At 43.1% G+C, this 18,616-nt stretch carries 17 protein-coding genes; 10 read left to right on the top strand and 7 right to left on the bottom strand.

Features of this window, described 5'->3' with window-relative positions; genetic code table 11:
- On the top strand, positions 1 to 242 hold a 242-nt coding region (locus tag AABI99_RS14350; RefSeq protein ID WP_338366572.1), incomplete at its 5' end, for a tyrosine-type recombinase/integrase.
- 76 nt (positions 243 to 318) lie between these two features.
- Here AABI99_RS14350 and AABI99_RS14345 read toward each other — a convergent pair.
- The 7 genes from AABI99_RS14345 to AABI99_RS14315 form a co-directional block, all read right to left on the bottom strand.
- Positions 319 to 1,089: an SDR family oxidoreductase gene (locus AABI99_RS14345; RefSeq protein WP_338366571.1), complete on the bottom strand. Its 771-nt coding sequence runs from the start codon at positions 1,087 to 1,089 to the stop codon at positions 319 to 321.
- 9 nt (positions 1,090 to 1,098) lie between these two features.
- Positions 1,099 to 1,998, bottom strand: coding sequence for a 3-hydroxyisobutyrate dehydrogenase (mmsB, locus tag AABI99_RS14340; RefSeq protein ID WP_338366570.1), 900 nt, complete (start codon positions 1,996 to 1,998; stop codon positions 1,099 to 1,101).
- Between the two features lie 10 nt (positions 1,999 to 2,008).
- Positions 2,009 to 3,160, bottom strand: coding sequence for an enoyl-CoA hydratase/isomerase family protein (locus tag AABI99_RS14335; RefSeq protein WP_338366568.1), 1,152 nt, complete (start codon positions 3,158 to 3,160; stop codon positions 2,009 to 2,011).
- On the bottom strand, positions 3,160 to 3,945 hold the full coding sequence (locus AABI99_RS14330; RefSeq protein ID WP_338366567.1) for an enoyl-CoA hydratase: 786 nt from the start codon (positions 3,943 to 3,945) through the stop codon (positions 3,160 to 3,162). Before AABI99_RS14330 ends, AABI99_RS14335 begins: the two co-directional genes overlap by 1 nt.
- A 10-nt stretch (positions 3,946 to 3,955) precedes the next feature.
- Positions 3,956 to 5,113 carry an acyl-CoA dehydrogenase family protein gene (locus tag AABI99_RS14325; protein ID WP_338366566.1) on the bottom strand — a complete coding sequence of 386 codons (1,158 nt, stop codon included), beginning with the start codon at positions 5,111 to 5,113 and terminating at the stop codon, positions 3,956 to 3,958.
- A 142-nt stretch (positions 5,114 to 5,255) separates the two neighbouring features.
- Positions 5,256 to 6,746 (bottom strand): CoA-acylating methylmalonate-semialdehyde dehydrogenase, encoded by a 1,491-nt coding sequence (locus AABI99_RS14320; RefSeq protein WP_338366564.1) that lies wholly within the window; start codon positions 6,744 to 6,746, stop codon positions 5,256 to 5,258.
- Between the two features lie 89 nt (positions 6,747 to 6,835).
- Positions 6,836 to 8,017 (bottom strand): acetyl-CoA C-acyltransferase, encoded by a 1,182-nt coding sequence (locus tag AABI99_RS14315; RefSeq protein WP_338366563.1) that lies wholly within the window; start codon positions 8,015 to 8,017, stop codon positions 6,836 to 6,838.
- A gap of 330 nt (positions 8,018 to 8,347) precedes the next feature.
- On the opposite strand from AABI99_RS14315, the gene AABI99_RS14310 reads away from it, so the two are divergent.
- The 9 genes from AABI99_RS14310 to AABI99_RS14270 all read left to right on the top strand — a co-directional run bounded on the left by AABI99_RS14310 (position 8,348) and on the right by AABI99_RS14270 (position 17,919).
- On the top strand, positions 8,348 to 8,782 hold the full coding sequence (locus AABI99_RS14310) for a MerR family DNA-binding transcriptional regulator (protein ID WP_055016029.1): 435 nt from the start codon (positions 8,348 to 8,350) through the stop codon (positions 8,780 to 8,782).
- Positions 8,783 to 8,832: 50 nt separating this feature from the next.
- Positions 8,833 to 10,008 carry an isovaleryl-CoA dehydrogenase gene (locus AABI99_RS14305; RefSeq protein WP_338366561.1) on the top strand — a complete coding sequence of 392 codons (1,176 nt, stop codon included), beginning with the start codon at positions 8,833 to 8,835 and terminating at the stop codon, positions 10,006 to 10,008.
- Between the two features lie 10 nt (positions 10,009 to 10,018).
- Complete coding sequence (locus AABI99_RS14300; RefSeq protein ID WP_338366559.1) at positions 10,019 to 11,626, top strand: carboxyl transferase domain-containing protein; 1,608 nt, start codon at positions 10,019 to 10,021, stop codon at positions 11,624 to 11,626.
- 13 nt (positions 11,627 to 11,639) lie between these two features.
- Positions 11,640 to 12,410, top strand: coding sequence for an enoyl-CoA hydratase-related protein (locus AABI99_RS14295; RefSeq protein WP_338366558.1), 771 nt, complete (start codon positions 11,640 to 11,642; stop codon positions 12,408 to 12,410).
- Positions 12,411 to 12,418: 8 nt separating this feature from the next.
- Positions 12,419 to 14,410, top strand: coding sequence for an acetyl/propionyl/methylcrotonyl-CoA carboxylase subunit alpha (locus AABI99_RS14290; RefSeq protein ID WP_338366557.1), 1,992 nt, complete (start codon positions 12,419 to 12,421; stop codon positions 14,408 to 14,410).
- Positions 14,410 to 15,312, top strand: a complete 903-nt coding sequence (locus AABI99_RS14285; RefSeq protein ID WP_338366556.1) for a hydroxymethylglutaryl-CoA lyase — start codon at positions 14,410 to 14,412, stop codon at positions 15,310 to 15,312. The genes AABI99_RS14290 and AABI99_RS14285 overlap by 1 nt, the downstream gene beginning before the upstream one ends.
- Before the next feature lie 45 nt (positions 15,313 to 15,357).
- Positions 15,358 to 16,056: a CoA transferase subunit A gene (locus AABI99_RS14280; protein WP_338366555.1), complete on the top strand. Its 699-nt coding sequence runs from the start codon at positions 15,358 to 15,360 to the stop codon at positions 16,054 to 16,056.
- 14 nt (positions 16,057 to 16,070) lie between these two features.
- Positions 16,071 to 16,727, top strand: coding sequence for a 3-oxoacid CoA-transferase subunit B (locus AABI99_RS14275; protein WP_338366554.1), 657 nt, complete (start codon positions 16,071 to 16,073; stop codon positions 16,725 to 16,727).
- A 310-nt stretch (positions 16,728 to 17,037) separates the two neighbouring features.
- A complete protein-coding gene (locus AABI99_RS14270) occupies positions 17,038 to 17,919 on the top strand; it encodes a LysR family transcriptional regulator (RefSeq protein ID WP_338366553.1) in 882 nt (293 codons plus the stop codon).
- Positions 17,920 to 18,616 lie beyond the last annotated feature (697 nt).

Raw genomic sequence — 18,616 nt, 5'->3', positions numbered from 1 at the left:
ATATTGATGAAAAGCAATTACAACGCGCTGTTAAAAAAGCCGCTTTTGATGCAAATATAAATAAGCATGTTACCCCACATACTTTGCGCCATTCTTTCGCTACGCATTTGCTGCAAAGTGGCGCTGATATCCGCACAGTACAAACACAGTTAGGCCACAGTGACATACGTACTACACAGATTTATACGCATGTTTTACAACAAGGTGCTAGCGGGGTTATTAGCCCTTTTTCAAGATTATAAATCTTCCCTATTTAAAATAAAAAAAGCACAGCCCACAAGCGCCATGCTTTTTAAATCAACCTTAATTCAGTTCGGTTTACAAACGAATCCCGCCGTCTATTTCAACCACGCGACCGGTGAAAAAGTCGTTTTCGATTATGTACTGTGCAGTATGGGCTATTTCGTCACTTTCGCCTAATCGCCCTACGGGTGTGACTGCAAGCATGCGCTGTTTGGCTTCGGGTTTCATGGCGTCGGTCATGGCAGTGCTAATAACACCTGGTGCAATAGCGCCTACGCGTATACCAAAACGGCCAAGCTCTTTAGCCCATGTGGTGGTAAGTGCCACTACGCCAGCTTTTGATGCCGCGTAGTTTGTTTGGCCTATGTTACCTGCCCGCGCTACGCTCGACATATTGACTATCACGCCGCCTTTGCCTGATTCAATCATGTGGCTTGCCGCTTCTCGCCCTGCTAAAAATACGCCAGTAAGGTTTACATCAATCACCGATTGAAATTGCTCAAGCGACATTTTTTTTACCACTTTGCCGTCTTTAGCTTTTATAAACATGCCATCGCGTAAAATGCCGGCGTTGTTTATAAGCACACCAATGTGGCCAAAATCGCTATTAATGGTAGTAAATACGTTTTCTACTTCGCTCTCAACAGTTACGTTTGCAGCGTAACCTTTAATAGTGCCGGATACACCTTCCAGCTGTGTGAGTTGCTCGCATGCTGTATTTAATAAATCTTGCGCCATATCTATAAGTGCAATGTTAGCGCCCATAAGGGCAAATTTTTGCGCCATTGCAAAACCTAAGCCTTGTGCGCCACCGGTTATTACTACCGTGTTATTTTTAATTTCCACACGTTACTCCTACTTAGAAAACAGTTTAAAGATGGCACTAAAATCATCACTACCTGCGCCTTGGTGCTGTAGCATAGTGTATAAGTTTTTAGCCATTGACCCCATTGGGGTGGATGAATTACTTTGCTGCGCGGCTTCCATGGCAAGGCCTAAATCTTTAGCCATTAAATCGACCATAAAGCCGGGTTTGTAATCGTTACTTGCAGGGGCTGTATCCATCACCCCTGGGCATGGGTTGTATAGTTCGAGCGTCCAGTTACGGCCAGAGCTTGCGGTCATAATATCGCTGAGTACTTTTGCATCTAGCCCATTATTAATACCCATTTGCAGGGCTTCGCTGGTGCCTGCCATTAAAATACTTAACAGCATGTTATTGCATATTTTTGCAACTTGCCCTGCGCCTATATCACCTGCATGAAATATGTTTTTACCCATATCGTTAAGTACAGGTTGTGCGGTATTAAACGCAGCTTTACTACCTCCTACAATAAACGTTAGTGTGCCTGCTGCTGCCCCAGCAACGCCGCCCGATACCGGTGCATCTACAAAGCTAATACCCTGCTCGCCAAGTGCATTGCCTACCACACGGGCCGACTCGGCATCTATTGTAGAGCAATCAATAACTAGGGTGTTTTTACTCAGCACATTAATTAAGCCGCTATCGTCGTTATTGCCTAAATAAAGTGATTTAACATGTTTGCCTGCTGGCAACATACTAATAAGTATGTCGGCATTGGTTGCACATGCATTTGCATTATCAGCTGCGTGTGCGCCTTTACTTGCAAGTTCATTTAAGACCGACTGGTTTAAATCAAATGCTGTAACAGTGTGACCGGCTTTAATTAAGTTAGCCGCCATAGGGCCGCCCATATTACCTAAGCCGATAAAACCAATATTGAGTTTAGTCATCGTCTTTCCTTTATGTGTGTGTTGGGGTGTCTAAGCCATTGAGTGGGTGATTTTCGCCAAAACGGTTAGCAAAAAAGCTCTCTATTATGGCTTGTGGTACATCATTCAGTGTTTTGTATTGCCAATTAGGCGCGCCGTCTTTATCAATCAAGAGCGCTCTTACGCCTTCTTGAAACTCTCCTACTTCGCCAGCGCGTACCGACATACCCAGCTCCATTTTAAAACACGCGAGTAAGCTTTTGCCTTTACTGACTTTTAGCTGCTCACTTACTAGCGCGCAACTTAGTGGGCAACCATGCTTAAGTGACTTTTGGGCGCGTTGCAGCCATTTGTCGTCAGTGGTTAGGCCTAAAATATAATCAACTTGTTCTTGTAGCGTATTAAATTCAGCTAATTTTTGAATGGTTGCTAAGTTAGCTTTAATGTTGCCTTTGGGCATACGCGCAGATTGATTATCTAAATCGGTCAATAATTTAGTTAAACGCTCATGATTTAAACTTGCGGTTTTGCCCCAATCAGCAGCTAAAATGTGCGCTAGCATGGCATCGTATTTAGTGCTGTCGATAAAGTGATCGGCAAGCGATACAAAGCGTGCATCTTCACAATTAATAGAGGCCGACGTTAGCCCTAAAAATAGCCCCACACCTTGGGGCATTTTATGTAAAAAGTAACTGCCGCCTACATCTGGGTATAAGCCTATAGTTTGCTCTGGCATGGCAATGCGCGATGTTTCGGTTACTACGCGGTGGCTAGCACCGGCCATTAGGCCTAAACCACCCCCCATTACTATGCCGCTACCCCAAACAAGGATTGGCTTATCAAAAGTATGAATAAGGTAATCAAGTTTGTACTCAAGGGTAAAAAACTCTTCCACTAAGCTTGTGGGTTTACCCTGCGCCATTGCATAATGCAAACTAACCACGTCGCCACCAGCGCAAAACGCTTTATCGCCTGCGCCTTTTAAAATAACTATTGCGATTGCATCATCGTCATGCCAAGCGCGCAGCTGCGGCTCGAGTAATTTGATCATGTCAAAATTAAGGGCGTTTAATGCTTTAGGTACGTTGAGTGTAATAAGCCCAATTAAGCTGCCGTTTTCTGCACTTGCCGTTTCAAATAGCACGGGGTCGTCGGCATTATTTAATAACGTTAAATTACTCATTAGCCATTTACCCAATTAGCGCGGCGTTTTTCTAAAAAGGCATTAACGCCCTCTTGTTGATCTTGTGTATCAAACAAACCAACAAACAATTCACGCTCAAGTGGTAATACACTGTTCATTGGTTGATGGCGGCCTTTTTGTATAAGCGTTTTACAGGCAGCTACTGAGCTTGGGCTTTGCTCACTTACTTGGTTGGCAAGTTTTAATGCCGCTGCAACGCTGTCGCCTTGTGGTACAACTTCTTCTACTAAGCCAATTTGCAGGGCTTTATCGGCTTTTAAGCGCTCGCCGCATAAAATCATGCGTTTTGCCCAGCCTTCACCTACAAGCCATGCTAAATTTTGCGTCCCGCCTGCACACGGTAATAAACCCACTTTTGCCTCGGGTAACGCCATTTGTGATTGTTCTTCTGCTATACGAATATCACACGCAAGCGCCACTTCTAATCCGCCGCCCATGGCATAACCGTTAATGGCTGCAACCGACACCCCTCTAAAATTAGTTAGTGCTTCAAATGCGTCGCCAAATACGCGCGACATATCAGCTGCAACGCCTTTATCGCCACTGGCAAATACGTTTAAATCGGCACCAGCGCTAAAAAACTTTTCGCCTTCGCCACTAAGCACTAGCGCATAAATATTTTTGTTGTTATTAAGCTCATCAACTTTGTTTTTTAAATCTATTAACGTGTCTTTTGTCCAGGTATTCGCTGGCGGGTTACACATAGTTAAAATAGCAACATGGCCTTCAGTGGTCAGTTCAATACTTGGCTTTGATTGTGACATAACTTGCTCCTTATAAAACGTCGCTTGCAGATTCTGCTAAAATACGGCGCGCTATAATTACGCGCATAATTTCGTTTGTTCCTTCTAAAATTTGATGAACGCGTACATCACGTACATGGCGCTCAAGCGGGTATTCTTTTATGTAACCGTAACCACCATGAATTTGCAGTGCCTCGTTACACACGCTAAAGCCAACATCGGTTGCAAAGCGTTTTGCCATAGCGCAATACGTTGTTTTTTCGCTATCGCCGGTATCAAGTTTAAATGCCGCAAGCCTTACCATTTGGCGAGCAGCAACAAGCTCTGTATTCATATCTGCAATTTTAAATTGCAATGCCTGAAAAGCAGCCAGTGGCTTACCAAACTGTGTGCGCTCTTTTAAATACTCTTTTGCTGTGTTTAGCGCAGCTTGTGCTGTACCAATTGAACACGTAGCAATATTAATACGCCCACCATCTAGGCCTTGCATAGCAAATTTAAAGCCTTCGCCTTCCATACCTAGTAGGTTATGTGCCGGAATACGCACATCTTCAAAACTAATTAAGCGGGTTGGTTGTGCGTTCCACCCCATTTTTTCTTCTGCTTTGCCGTACTCAACACCTTTTGCATCAGCCGGAACTACAAATGCCGAAATACCCGCAGCACCTTCGCCACCCGTGCGCGCCATGACCACTAATACTTCGGTTTCACCTGCGCCCGATATAAACATTTTTGAGCCGTTAATAACGTACTCATCGCCCTCAAGCACAGCTTTTGTTTTTAGTGATGCCGCATCTGAGCCCGAGCCTGGCTCTGTTAAACAATAAGAGGCAAGTAGCTCACCCATTACTAATTGTTCTACGTACTTGTCTTTAACTGCATCGGTACCAAAACTTGCCACCATCCAGGTCGCCATATTATGAATAGTTAACATAGCCGTTGTTGCGGTGCAGCCCATAGCAAGCTGCTCAAATATAATGCTTGAATCTAAGCGTGATAATCCAAGGCCGCCAGCTTCCTCTGGCGTGTATAAACCACAAAAACCAAGCTCGCCTGCGGCTTTAATCGTGTCTTTAGGAAAAATATGCTCGTGATCCCACATTGCTGCATGCGGCGCAAGTTCTGATTCGGCAAATTGGCGTGCAGTTTCTGCAAAGGCGTGTTGATCTTCTGATAAGTTAAAGTCCATGGTAGACCTCTTCAATTGTGTTGTTAGTGTGTCCCATTAGGGTAAATGAGTGAAGAGCGGCAAAGGCTGATGTGTGTGTTCTAATTGCTTGTCAGCGAGTTTAGCCTTTGCGCCCTTCTTTATTATTATTTTTTGTGTGTAATTATTTTAAATTAATGCTCATGTTTGGCCCTGAAGCAATATCGTCTTCAAACCAACGTGAGGTAATGGTTTTAGTTTCTGTGTAAAAACGTATACCTTGCTTACCATAGGTATGCGTATCGCCATAAAACGATCCTTTCCAACCTGTAAACGAGAAAAACGGTAATGGCACCGGAATAGGCACATTAATACCCACTTGCCCTACTTCAATTTCGTGTTGAAATTTACGCGCCGCAGCACCACTTGAGGTAAATAGTGATGTACCGTTACCGTATGGGCTTTCGTTTATAAGAGCGATGGCCTCTTCTAGCGTATCTACAAACATACAGGCAAGCACAGGACCAAAGATCTCTTCTTTGTATAAATCCATCTCTTTTGTAACATCGGTAAATAGCGTTGGACCAACCCAGTTACCCTGCTCGTAGCCTTCTACTGTGTAGTTTGAGCCGTCAATCAAACACGTAGCACCTTGCTCTTTACCGCTTGAAATAAGCGATAAAATACGCGCTTTTGCGGCTTTTGATGTTTGTGGTCCATAGGCTGCTTCTTTGTCATCCCACACGCCTGGGCGTACGTTTTCAAAGCCTGCTTTTATTTCATCTACCCACTCGCTTGCTTGGCCTACAAACACAGCAACCGAAATACCCATACAGCGCTGCCCTGCAGCACCAACTGATGCGCCAACCAGGTTATTTACCACGTGCGATTTGCTCGCATCTGGCATAATAACCATGTGGTTTTTAGCACCCACACAGGCTTGAACTCGCTTAAGGTTTTGTGTGCCTTTAGCGTAAATATATGCCCCCACACCGCACGAGCCTACAAACGAGATAGCACGTATAGCTTTATCTTCTAGTAAACGGTCCACTTGTGGTTTGGTACCGTGAACAATTTGTAATACGCCTTTTGGCGCGCCCGCTTCTATAAACAGCTCAGCTAAGCGCATTGGAGTGAGAGGGTCTTGCTCAGACGGTTTTAAAATAAAGGTGTTACCACATACAATAGCCAGCGGAAACATCCAAAGTGGGATCATTGCCGGAAAGTTAAATGGGGTAACGCCTGCACATACGCCAAGGGGCTGCATGTAAGAATAGGTATCGATTTTACGGGCAACATTTTCCATTGTTTCGCCCATCATCAATGACGGTGCGTTAGCTGCTTGCTCTACTACTTCAATACCGCGCCATACATCGCCTTTTGCATCTTCAAACGTTTTACCTAATTCGTGGCATATAATGGTTGCCAGCTCATCGTGGTGCTCTTTTAATAGCGCCGAGTATTTCATCATAATTCGGGCACGCTCAGTAATAGGCACATCTTTCCACGTTTTAAATGTTTCTGAGGCCGAAGCAATGGCTGCATCCATTTCTGAGTCGGTAGTACATGGAACTTGTGCAAGCACTTCTTGGTTTGCTGGGTTAATTACATCAATAAGCTCGTTTGAAGCCGATTGAACAAATTCGCCATTTATAAGTAGTGGAACTTGGTGCATGGGTAAATCCTGTTGTTAGTGTGTTCGTTTTAAAAATAACGCAGCTTTATTATTGTTATGTTGCTGCGTATTTTTAATGTGATTGGTGCTTAGTAAGCTTCTACCGCCATGGCTACGGCTTCGCCGCCACCAATACATAAAGACGCAATGCCTTTTTTAAGGCTACGGTTTTTAAGTGCGTGAATAAGCGTGACTAAAATTCGCGCGCCGCTGGCACCAATTGGGTGTCCAAGTGCACACGCGCCACCATTTACGTTTACTTTACTCTCATCAAGTTTTAATTCGTTAATGGCAAGCATAGTTACCATGGCAAACGCTTCGTTAATTTCCCAAAGGTCAACATCAGTCGTTGCCCAGCCTGCTTTTTCAAGCACGCTGTTCATTGCGCCTACAGGTGCTACCGTAAATTCGCTTGGTTTTTGAGAGTGCGTACTGTGCGCGACAATTTTACAAAGTGGTGTTAAGCCTTGCGCTTTTGCTTTTGATTCGCTCATTAATATAAGCGCTGCGCCGCCATCAGAAATTGACGATGAATTAGCCGCAGTAATGGTACCGTCTTTTTTAAAGGCTGCGCGAAGGCTTGGTATTTTTTCAGGGCGGGCATTACCGGGTTGCTCGTCAACCGATACAGTTACATCGCCCTTGCGAGTTTTTAGGGTGTGCGGGGCAATTTCGTTTTCAAAGCTGCCATTTTCAATTGCAGTATTGGCTTTACTTAACGAGCCTAGTGCAAACGCGTCCATTTGCTCACGGCCAATGCCATATTCATCGGCGGTATCTTGTGCAAAACAGCCCATTGCTTTGTTATCGTAGGCATCTTCTAGGCCATCGCTCATCATGTGATCTTTAATTTCGCCGTGACCCATACGCATACCGCCACGCGCTTTAGGGATAAAATACGGTGCGTTACTCATGCTTTCCATACCCCCTGCAATAGCACAGTTTATAGAGCCTGCTTTAATTAAATCGTGTGCAAGCATGGCGGCTTTTAAACCAGAGCCACATACTTTATTTATGGTTGTGGCACCCGTGCCAAGAGCTAGGCCTGCCTTTAACATCGCTTGGCGAGCTGGCGCTTGGCCAAGGCCCGCTGGCAATACACAGCCCATAATTACTTCATCTATTGCATCATTAGCTAAACCAGTTTGTGCAAGGGCACTTGCAATGGCAGTAGCGCCAAGCTCGGTAGATTGTGCATCGGTTAATGCGCCCATAAAGCCACCCATAGGCGTACGCTTTGCAGCTACAATTACCACTGATTCTAAAGTCATAATTAACTCCGTTGTATTTTTATGCAAATAGTTGTTAGAATATTTGCTCTATTAATTTGATATTCATTTATTATTTAATACCCATACACAATACTAACGTTTACGCTAACGTCAACTAAAAATAGCTTATTTTTTAGTTTTAAGAGCGTAAGGTTTATTTTCCAATTGCGAAGATAAGTTACAAGAACAAAAATAACTGATTGAATACTAATAACTTAATTTAACATTTCACCCTATCACTCCATTATAAACTGTTTCACAACACATCGAGCTTTACCTTTACGTAAACTTCACTTATATTGGAGTTATTCGAATGAGGTAAACACAACTATGAAACCAGATAATCAAACAAACTTTGCAAGCTCTGCTAAAGCACCAAGCAGTAACGATCAAACTTTTAGCATTAGTGATTTAGCTAAAGAGTTTGACATTACTACCCGCTCGATTCGTTTTTACGAAGACCAAGGTTTAATTACCCCCGAGCGCAATGGCCAAACCCGTATTTATTCAAAACGCGACAAAGTTCGCTTAAAACTTATTTTACGTGGCAAACGCCTAGGTTTTACGCTGGCCGAAACAGGCCGTTTGTTTGAACTGTACGACGCTGACAAATCAAGCGCTAAACAGCTGGTTACTATGCTCGATTTAATTGCAGAAAAAAAAGCTGACCTTTCTCAGCAAATGGACGACATAAAAGTTGTGCTTATGGAATTAGTTACAGCGGAGCGTCGCTGTAGAGACACATTAAATAAAATAGACGAGTAGCCTATTTTAAAAATAAAAACACACTGATAACACACAAACAGGAATGAATCATGAGCACTATTTCACTTTATAAAGAGATGAACTTTGGCCTAGGCGAAACCGCCGATATGATCCGCGACCACGTCAATAGCTTTGCGAGCCAAGAAATAGCACCGCTTGCAGAAAAAACAGACAGTGATAACGCGTTTCCTAATCAGCTTTGGCCGCAAATGGGCGAAATGGGTGTATTAGGTATGACCGTTCCTGAAGAATTTGGCGGAGCTGGCTTAGGGTATTTAGAGCATGTAATCGCCATGGAAGAAATTAGCCGTGCGAGTGCTTCAATTGGCTTAAGCTATGGTGCACATTCTAACTTGTGTGTAAACCAAATTAACCGTAACGGTAACCAAGCACAAAAAGAAAAATACCTACCTAAACTGATCAGCGGCGAACACATTGGCGCCCTTGCCATGAGTGAACCTAATGCAGGCTCTGACGTGGTCTCGATGAAACTAAAAGCCGAGAAAAAAGGCGATAAGTACATTTTAAACGGTAATAAAATGTGGATCACCAACGGCCCCGACGCACACACGTTTGTTATTTACGCAAAAACAGATTTAGAAGCCGGCGCTAAAGGCATCACCGCATTTATTGTTGAAAAAAACTTCCCTGGTTTTTCTACCGCACAAAAGCTCGATAAACTCGGCATGCGTGGCTCTAATACGTGTGAACTGGTGTTTGAAAACTGCGAAGTACCCGAACAAAACATTTTGGGTAACCTAAACGAAGGCGTTAAGGTACTTATGAGCGGCCTTGATTACGAACGTGTAGTACTTGCTGCAGGCCCGCTTGGTATTATGCAAGCCTGTATGGATATAGTTGTACCTTATATTCATGAGCGTAAGCAGTTTGACACCCCTATTGGTCAATTTCAGTTAATTCAAGGCAAAGTAGCCGACATGTATACGCAAATGAACGCAGCACGCTCATACGTTTATACCGTTGCAAAGGCCTGCGACCGCGGCGAAACCACCCGTAAAGATGCCGCCGGCGCTATTTTATACGCTGCTGAACTTGCCACTAAAATGGCCCTTGATGCCATTCAAATATTAGGTGGTAATGGCTACATAAATGAATATGCCACAGGCCGATTACTACGTGATGCCAAATTATATGAAATTGGCGCTGGTACATCAGAAATACGCCGCATGCTTATTGGCCGCGAACTATTTACCGAAAGCCGTTAAGGATTAAATTATGACGATATTAAATTCGAGCGTTAATCCTCACGATCCTACGTTTGTGCAAAATCACAAACATATGGCCGCTTTAGTTGATGATTTACAAAGCAAAGTGGCCACCATTAGCTTAGGTGGCGGCGCTACGTTAAAAGCGCGCCACGAAAGCCGAGGTAAATTATTTGTACGCGACCGCATTAGTACTTTACTAGATGAAGGCTCACCGTTTTTAGAAATCTCGCAATTTGCAGCCTTTGGGGTGTACGAGCAAGAGATTGCCTGTGCAGGTGTCGTTGCCGGTATTGGCCGTGTTAAAGGTATTGAATGCATGATCATCGCAAACGATGCCACAGTAAAAGGTGGTACGTACTTTCCGCTGACTGTTAAAAAGCACTTACGCGCACAAGATATAGCCGAGCGCTGCCACTTACCCTGTATTTACTTGGTAGACTCAGGCGGTGCTAACCTGCCTGAGCAAGACGATGTATTCCCTGATAAGTTACATTTTGGCCGTATTTTTTACAATCAAGCCAGAATGTCGGGGAAAGGCATTCCTCAAATTGCTGTAGTCATGGGTTTATGTACTGCTGGTGGTGCCTACGTACCTGCTATGGCCGATGAAAGCATAATTGTAAAAGAGCAAGGCACAATATTTTTAGCAGGCCCACCGCTTGTAAAAGCAGCTACAGGTGAAGTAGTCAGCGCCGAGGAATTGGGCGGCGCCGATGTACACTGTAAAACATCAGGTGTGGCCGATCACTTTGCTGAAAATGACGAACATGCGTTGTCTATTGCACGCCAATGTATTGAACGTATTAATTATACGCGCCCTACAGCCCCCCTTTTAGAGGATGTAAAACCCCCGCGGTACGATATAAACGAGCTTTACGGCATTGTTGGCACCGACCTTAAAAAGCCGTTTGATGTGCGTGAAGTGATTGCCCGTACAGTTGATGATTCATCGTTTGATGAATTTAAACGTTACTTTGGTGAAACGTTGGTAACCGGTTTTGCCAGTATTTACGGTAACCCTGTTGGCATAGTGGCAAATAATGGCATTTTATTTAGTGAGTCGGCGCAAAAAGGCGCGCACTTTATTCAACTATGCGCACAGCGCAATATTCCATTAGTGTTTTTACAAAATATTACCGGCTTTATGGTAGGTAAAAAATACGAAGCCGAAGGCATAGCAAAGCACGGCGCTAAAATGGTTATGGCAGTTTCGTGTGCCGATGTGCCTAAATTTACGGTACTAATCGGTGGCTCTTATGGCGCTGGTAACTACGGTATGTGTGGCCGCGCATTTGAACCGACCATGATGTGGATGTGGCCCAATGCCCGTATTTCAGTAATGGGTGGCGAGCAAGCTGCTGGTGTAATGGCACAAGTTAAGCAAGATGGCTTAGCCCGTAAAGGCCATAGCATGAGCGAGCAAGAAGTTAGCGATTTTAAAAAGCCAATTATTGATCAGTACGAAAAGCAAGGTCATCCGTATTACGCAAGCGCACGCTTGTGGGACGATGGCATTATTGACCCCGCCGATACTCGTAACGTATTAGGCCTTGCCTTAAATGCAGCTAAGAATGCACCACAGCAAGACTCTAAATTTGGCGTATTTAGAATGTAACCGGAGCGCAAAAATGTCAGTAACACTACAAATAACAAAATCTAATGTGGCTGTACTTGTTTTAAGCCGAGTTGAAAAACGGAACGCATTTAATAGTGAAGTAATTCACGAACTAATTCAGTGTATAGAGCATGCAAATACGCTCGATATTCGTGCTTTAGTTTTAAAAACTGAGGGTAAGCATTTTTCGTCCGGTGCCGATTTAGCCTGGATGAAATCAATGGCTGATAACAACTACGCCGATAATCTTGCCGACTCTATGCAGCTCGCTAAATTAATGCAGGTACTAGCCGCCTCTCCTCATCCTACTATATGTGCTGTACAAGGCGCTGCATTTGGTGGCGCTCTGGGCTTAATTGCCTGTTGCGATATTGCCCTAAGTAAAGACGATGCGCAGTTTTGTTTAAGCGAAGTAAAGCTAGGGCTTATTCCTGCGGTAATTAGCCCCTATGTAATTAAAGCCATTGGTGAACGTGCTGCGCGCCGCTACTTTTTAACCGCCGAAGTGTTTGATGCCCACACAGCAAAACAGCTTGGTTTGGTTCATCAAGTTACCGGTAATTTAGATTGTGCCCTTGATAACATGCTGCAAATATTAATTGATAACGGTCCTGTGGCTGTAAAAGCAGCTAAAACGTTAATAAACGATGTCGCTAATAAGCCCATAAATGATGAACTTATTAAACTCACAGCAGAACGTATTGCAAATATACGGGTGTCGGACGAAGGCCAAGAAGGATTAAGCGCCTTTTTTGATAAACGCCCACCCGCTTGGCAACTGTAGGATTAATTATGAACACACACACATTAAAAAAGATACTCATTGCCAACCGTGGTGAAATTGCGTGCCGTATAATGCGAAGCGCAAAGCAAATGGGCCTAACTACAGTGGCTGTTTATTCTGACGCCGACAAACATGCACAGCATGTAAAAATGGCTGATGAGGCTTACCATATTGGCCCCGCACCAAGTAAAGACTCATACCTTGTAACTGATAAAATTTTGCAAGTGGCTATAAACGCAGGTGCAGATTGCATTCACCCAGGTTACGGCTTTTTATCTGAAAACAGCGACTTTGCTAAAGCCTGTGAAGCTAACAACATTGCGTTTATTGGCCCACTTGCAAGCAGCATAGAAGCCATGGGCTCTAAAACACGCGCTAAAGAAATAATGGCCAAAGCCAATGTGCCCCTAGTGCCAGGTTACTATGGTGATAATCAAGACCCTGCTTTTTTAAAATCTGAGGCCGAAAAAATTGGCTACCCTGTGCTCATTAAAGCGGCCTTTGGCGGCGGCGGTAAAGGCATGCGCGTAGTTGAGCAAGCCAAAGATTTTATAACTGCACTTGAGGGTGCACAACGTGAGGCAATAGCCGGTTTTGGTAACGACTTAGTACTCCTTGAGCGCTACGTTGACCAGCCTCGCCACGTTGAAGTACAGGTATTTGCCGATAACCATGGCAATTGTGTTTATTTAGGTGATCGAGATTGCTCATTACAGCGCCGTCATCAAAAAGTAATTGAAGAAGCCCCTGCGCCTGGTTTAAGCGATGAACTTCGCAAAGAAATGGGTGAAGCTGCAGTACGCTGTGCGCTTGCAATTAACTACAGAGGTGCAGGTACGGTTGAGTTTTTGCTATGCGGTGATGAGTTTTTCTTTATGGAAATGAACACCCGCCTGCAAGTGGAACACCCTGTTACAGAAATGGTCACCGGTATAGATTTAGTTAGTTGGCAAATTAATATTGCCGCTGGGCAAACATTGCCACTAACGCAATCAGATATACAACTCCAAGGCCACAGCTTTGAAGCGCGTATTTATGCTGAAGACCCAGCTAACGACTTTATTCCCTGCTCGGGCACAATTCAAGCGTTAAGCACACCACTTAACAGTGAGTTTGTACGTATTGATACCGGTATTGCACAAGGCGATGAAATAAGCCCGTATTACGACCCGATGATTGCAAAGCTGATTGTGCATGATGATAACCGAGAGCAAGCATTATCGCGTTTACGCCAAGCACTTGAGCAGTTTCACTTAGCGGGTTTTAGCACTAATATTGGCTTTTTACATAACTTAGCAAGCCACCCTACGTTTGCTCAAGGTGCGCCAAGTACCCACTTTATTGCTGAGCAAGGCGATGCATTGGTAAGTGTTGATAGCGCCGCGCTTGAAAAAGCACAACTAATTGCAGCCTTTGCCTACCTTGAATCGCTTAGTGCTAAAAAGGCAACTCACAAAAGCGCAAGCCCCTGGCAACAACTCAGTGGTTTTACGCTTAACGCACCACAAAAAGTGGATGTACCATTTACAGACTTAGCTATAAGCGCCGTTAAAACTAAAACGGGTTATGTTGTAACGCATAATGATAAGTCGTTCGATATAGCAGGCTCCGTAAACCAAAACGTATGTAATGTGTTTATTAATGGGGAAAAATTTACCGCCCATGTTTGCCACTTTGATAACAGTATTAGCGTGATGTTTGCTGCGCTGCAAATTAAGCTTGCTTTAAACACTAAACATTACATTAGCAGCCATGAAAGTGACGCCCTGCCACTTGCGGCGCCACTTAATGGTACTGTAGTAAAGCATTTAGTTGATGTAGGCAGCACCCTTGGCAAAGGCGATGCGGTAGTGATTATTGAAGCCATGAAAATGGAATACACACTGAGTGCTCCCCATGATGGTATTTTACAAAGCTACTGCTTTGATGAAGGCGAGCTAGTTTCACATGGTGCATTATTAGCGATTGTAGAAGACACCACGGCGCAGGAGGCATCGTAATGGCTGCTTTCCCAACTGAAGTTAAAATTGTAGAAGTTGGCCCACGTGATGGCCTGCAAAATGAAAAAGCGGTCTCTACAAAAGATAAAATAACCTTGATCAATGCACTGAGTGACGCAGGCTTAAAAAATATTGAAGCTGGTGCTTTTGTCTCACCCAAATGGGTGCCACAAATGGCCGACTCCGCTGAGGTGATCAACGCACTGGATTTACCCCATGTAAATTTAAGCGCGCTGACACCTAATTTAAAAGGGGCACAGCTGGCGAAACAAGCTGGCATTAAAGAATTTGCCATATTTACAGCAGCAAGCGAAGCGTTTTGTCAAAAAAACATAAATTGCAGTATTGAAGAAAGTATTGCGCGCTTTAGCGAAGTAATGGCGTTTGCAAAAACTCATAATATACGTGTACGTGGTTATGTAAGTTGTGTGCTAGGTTGCCCTTACGAGGGCGAAGTAGACCCACAAAAAGTATTAGCTGTATCTCAATCACTTTTAGATATGGGCTGCTACGAAATTAGCCTTGGCGATACCATAGGTGTTGGCACTGCAAGTAAAGTTACCGAACTTTTAACACTCTTACTGAAACACATTGATAAATCAAAATTGGCTGTTCATTTTCATGATACTTATGGCCAAGCGCTCACAAATATTTACGCAGCACTGAGCCTAGGTATAGCAACGGTTGATGCCGCTGTTGCAGGGCTTGGTGGTTGCCCTTATGCCAAAGGCGCGTCAGGAAATGTTGCCACCGAAGATGTGGTTTACTTACTCAATGGGCTTGGCATAGAGCATGGAATTGATTTACAAAGATTAAGTGGCGCGGGTTGGCGAATTACCCAGACTCTTGATAAAACGCCAGTTAGCAAGGTTTCGATTGCTCTTGGCAATCCACAAAAATAAAAATTTAACTAGCCTTATGGCTATCAACACAATGAGGAGAGTCTCATGGCCGGATTTGATAAGGTGGTTTCGAGTTACGAAGCCGCAATGGAAGGGTTAAAAGACGGTGATACCGTTATAGCTGGTGGCTTTGGGCTGTGCGGTATTCCTGAAGGTTTAATTAAACAGATCAAGAAAATGAATACCAAAGCACTCACCGTGGTTTCTAATAACTGTGGTGTAGATGACTTTGGGTTAGGTGTTTTATTACAAGATAAACAAATCAAAAAAGTGATCGCCTCATATGTAGGTGAAAACGCTTTATTTGAGCAACAATTATTAAGTGGCGAAATAGATGTTGAGCTGACTCCGCAAGGCACTTTGGCTGAGAAAATGCGTGCTGGTGGTGCAGGTATTCCGGCATTTTATACCGCCACAGGTTATGGTACCCCAGTTGCCGAAGGCAAAGAGGTAAAAGAATTTAATGGCCGTCCTTATATTTTAGAAGAATCGATTACTGGCGAGTTTGCTATTATAAAAGCATGGAAAGCCGACCGATACGGTAATTTAGTGTTTAGACACACCGCTATGAACTTTAATCCAATGGCGGCAACCGCAGGTAAAATTACCGTTGCTGAGGTAGAAGAAATAGTCGAGCCGGGTGAGCTTGAGCCAAGCCAAATTCATACCCCTGGTATTTTTGTTAATCGCGTAATTAAAGGCAACTTTGAAAAACGCATTGAACGTGTAACAACACGAGATTAAGCAGGAGCAAAGTTATGGCATTATCACGTGAACAAGTTGCAATGCGCGTTGCACAAGAGCTAAGAGACGGCTACTACGTTAATTTAGGCATTGGAATTCCGACACTCGTCGCAAACTATGTACCTGAAGGTATTGCAGTTATGCTACAGTCCGAAAATGGTCTTTTAGGCATGGGTCCCTACCCTACAAAAGCAGAGTTAGACGCCGATATGATTAACGCGGGTAAAGAAACCGTGACAGCTGCGACAGGTGCAGCCATATTTAATAGTGCAGATAGTTTTGCCATGATACGGGGTGGTCATGTAGACTTAACCGTTCTGGGTGCATTTGAAGTAGACCAAAGCGGCAACATTGCGTCGTGGATGATCCCTAAAAAGCTGATTAAAGGCATGGGGGGCGCAATGGATTTAGTCGCAGGGGCAAAGAATATTATTGTTACTATGACCCATGCAAGCAAACATGGCGACTCAAAACTGTTAGAGTCGTGCACATTACCGCTGACAGGCGTTAATTGTGTTAAAAAAATAGTGACAGACTTAGCCGTTCTTGAAATTAAAGACGGCGCATTTCATTTATTAGAGCGCGCACCTGGCGTCTCGGTTGATGAAATAGTTAGTAAAACAGCAGGTAAATTACTTGTTGACGGTGAAGTACCAGAAATGGTTTTTTAGCGCTTTACCATGTACCGACCTCATTCCCAGTGCCAATGGCGCTGAGTTACCCAAAATCCCTCGAAAGAGGGATTTTTTTTGCCAGAAATAAATTTTTGTTTTTAATACCCTTGTAGTAAATATTATCTATAATTCAAATATGTTTAATGTAAGCGCTTTGATTTTTTGCACTAACTTGTAGATAGTCTGCACCTTTTTTGTGAACTAGTGCTATAATTAAAATTAAACTATTGATATTATTATATTAAATAATTGGTTCGATTATTGCCTGTTATAGGCGTCTTAAATTAATAAACAACTATTGGAAAACATGCAAACTCCTATTCGAGGCCTTCGTTCTTTTTGCTTTGCAGCAAAAAGCCTAAGTTTTAAACACGCAGCTAAAGAGCTGTATTTAACGCCCTCTGCGGTAAGCCATCAGATCAAACAACTAGAAGAGCAGCTCGGCATTGAACTATTTCAACGCCAAACTCGCTCTATTAGTCTAACCGCTGCTGGCAAAAACTTTTTTGATGCCATATCACCTATTATTTATACGCTCGAAAACACTATTAATGAATTTAGTCAATTACAACAAAATACCAATATAACAATTACACTGCCTGAATTTTTTGCCAGTGAGTTACTTATGCCTAAACTCAGCGAGTGGACATCTGAGCACCCTAATATCAACCTGCAAATGGACACGCTCAAAACCCGAAAAGAACTCACTCGACATAGTGATTTATCGATTGTTTTATCCTCTAGTAAGCCTACGGAAGGCTTAACGGCAGAACTATTTAATCTTGAATATATTCCTGCATGTAATGAAAAGCTGTTAAAACAGTGGAAAGACGATCACTGCCAAGCATTAAACCAAGTGCCATTAATACTGCACAAAGCTAGACCGTGGGCTTGGCATCAATGGGCTGAAAAAGCAGGCATAGATGACTTTTCTCCTACTCAAATTATACAAATTGATAGTATGTTTGGGGTCGCTCGTGCAGCGCAACAAGGTATTGGTATTTCACTTATCCCTTTGCCAATTAGCCAAAGCTGGTTTGATGAAAAATGGCTGTATAAATTATTTCAACAACCTCTTACTACCAAGGATAAATACTATTTAGTACAGCATGAAGCTAATACCCCCAACCCTGCTTTAGATTTATTTGCTAAATGGGTTGTATCTACATTTAGAAAAATACAAAGTTAATTAATTTAGGGCTGCGTTTGCTTAAATAACTCACAATACTTTATGGCTATTTAAAAATAGTTTTGCAAGCGTTGCCCGATAACTCCTACACTACATCAAAAAAATGATAAACCATAAAATTCAAGCTGTTATAGCTTTGATATAGACTAAAGTCTATAGCTTAATTTTTTTCACTTATTAGTTTTATTTTTATCGTTTGTCTGACTTACCTAATTATTTTAGAGTTACTTCATCGAAAGCAAACAGCTAAACGTTTTCTTTATAAATGTTGACTGTTTTGCACCAAATTAATGCAACTTTTTTAGATACAATTACTCTAATCAAGTAAGAAAAGAATCTTATATTGTGTGTGTAAGATGTTGTCAGTGTGAAAAAGCAGTTCAGGTTAGGTGGTGACTTGATTTGGACTGTTTTTTATTCAACGAGCATTACACAGCAATCACTAAATTAGCTACTGTGTAGCAAATAGAATCTTATATTGTGTGTGTAAGATGTTGTCAGTGTGAAAAGCAGTTCAAGTTAGGTGGTGACCTGATTTGAACTGTTTTTATTCCACCAGCTTTACACAGCAATCACTAAATTAGTTAGCTACTGTGTAGCAAATAGAATCTTATATTGTGTGTGTAAGATGTTGTCAGTGTGAAAGCGGTTCATGTAAGGTGGTGACCTTATATGAGCCGTTTTTGTTTTCCCGCCT

Source organism: uncultured Pseudoalteromonas sp., from assembly GCF_963922945.1.
Classification (GTDB): domain Bacteria; phylum Pseudomonadota; class Gammaproteobacteria; order Enterobacterales; family Alteromonadaceae; genus Pseudoalteromonas.
The sequence above is the reverse complement of the archived record's forward strand: the minus strand, read 5'-3'. Positions and strand labels throughout refer to the sequence as shown.

Coding starts and splice junctions, on each gene's coding strand:
- AABI99_RS14295 (WP_338366558.1), top strand. CDS start 11,640: ATGTCAGTAACACTACAAATAACAAAATCTAATGTGGCTGTACTTGTT.
- AABI99_RS14305 (WP_338366561.1), top strand. CDS start 8,833: ATGAGCACTATTTCACTTTATAAAGAGATGAACTTTGGCCTAGGCGAA.
- AABI99_RS14285 (WP_338366556.1), top strand. CDS start 14,410: ATGGCTGCTTTCCCAACTGAAGTTAAAATTGTAGAAGTTGGCCCACGT.
- AABI99_RS14310 (WP_055016029.1), top strand. CDS start 8,348: ATGAAACCAGATAATCAAACAAACTTTGCAAGCTCTGCTAAAGCACCA.
- AABI99_RS14330 (WP_338366567.1), bottom strand. CDS start 3,945: ATGTCACAATCAAAGCCAAGTATTGAACTGACCACTGAAGGCCATGTT.
- mmsB (WP_338366570.1), bottom strand. CDS start 1,998: ATGACTAAACTCAATATTGGTTTTATCGGCTTAGGTAATATGGGCGGC.
- AABI99_RS14320 (WP_338366564.1), bottom strand. CDS start 6,746: ATGCACCAAGTTCCACTACTTATAAATGGCGAATTTGTTCAATCGGCT.
- AABI99_RS14300 (WP_338366559.1), top strand. CDS start 10,019: ATGACGATATTAAATTCGAGCGTTAATCCTCACGATCCTACGTTTGTG.
- AABI99_RS14325 (WP_338366566.1), bottom strand. CDS start 5,113: ATGGACTTTAACTTATCAGAAGATCAACACGCCTTTGCAGAAACTGCA.
- AABI99_RS14290 (WP_338366557.1), top strand. CDS start 12,419: ATGAACACACACACATTAAAAAAGATACTCATTGCCAACCGTGGTGAA.
- AABI99_RS14275 (WP_338366554.1), top strand. CDS start 16,071: ATGGCATTATCACGTGAACAAGTTGCAATGCGCGTTGCACAAGAGCTA.
- AABI99_RS14315 (WP_338366563.1), bottom strand. CDS start 8,017: ATGACTTTAGAATCAGTGGTAATTGTAGCTGCAAAGCGTACGCCTATG.
- AABI99_RS14280 (WP_338366555.1), top strand. CDS start 15,358: ATGGCCGGATTTGATAAGGTGGTTTCGAGTTACGAAGCCGCAATGGAA.
- AABI99_RS14335 (WP_338366568.1), bottom strand. CDS start 3,160: ATGAGTAATTTAACGTTATTAAATAATGCCGACGACCCCGTGCTATTT.
- AABI99_RS14270 (WP_338366553.1), top strand. CDS start 17,038: ATGCAAACTCCTATTCGAGGCCTTCGTTCTTTTTGCTTTGCAGCAAAA.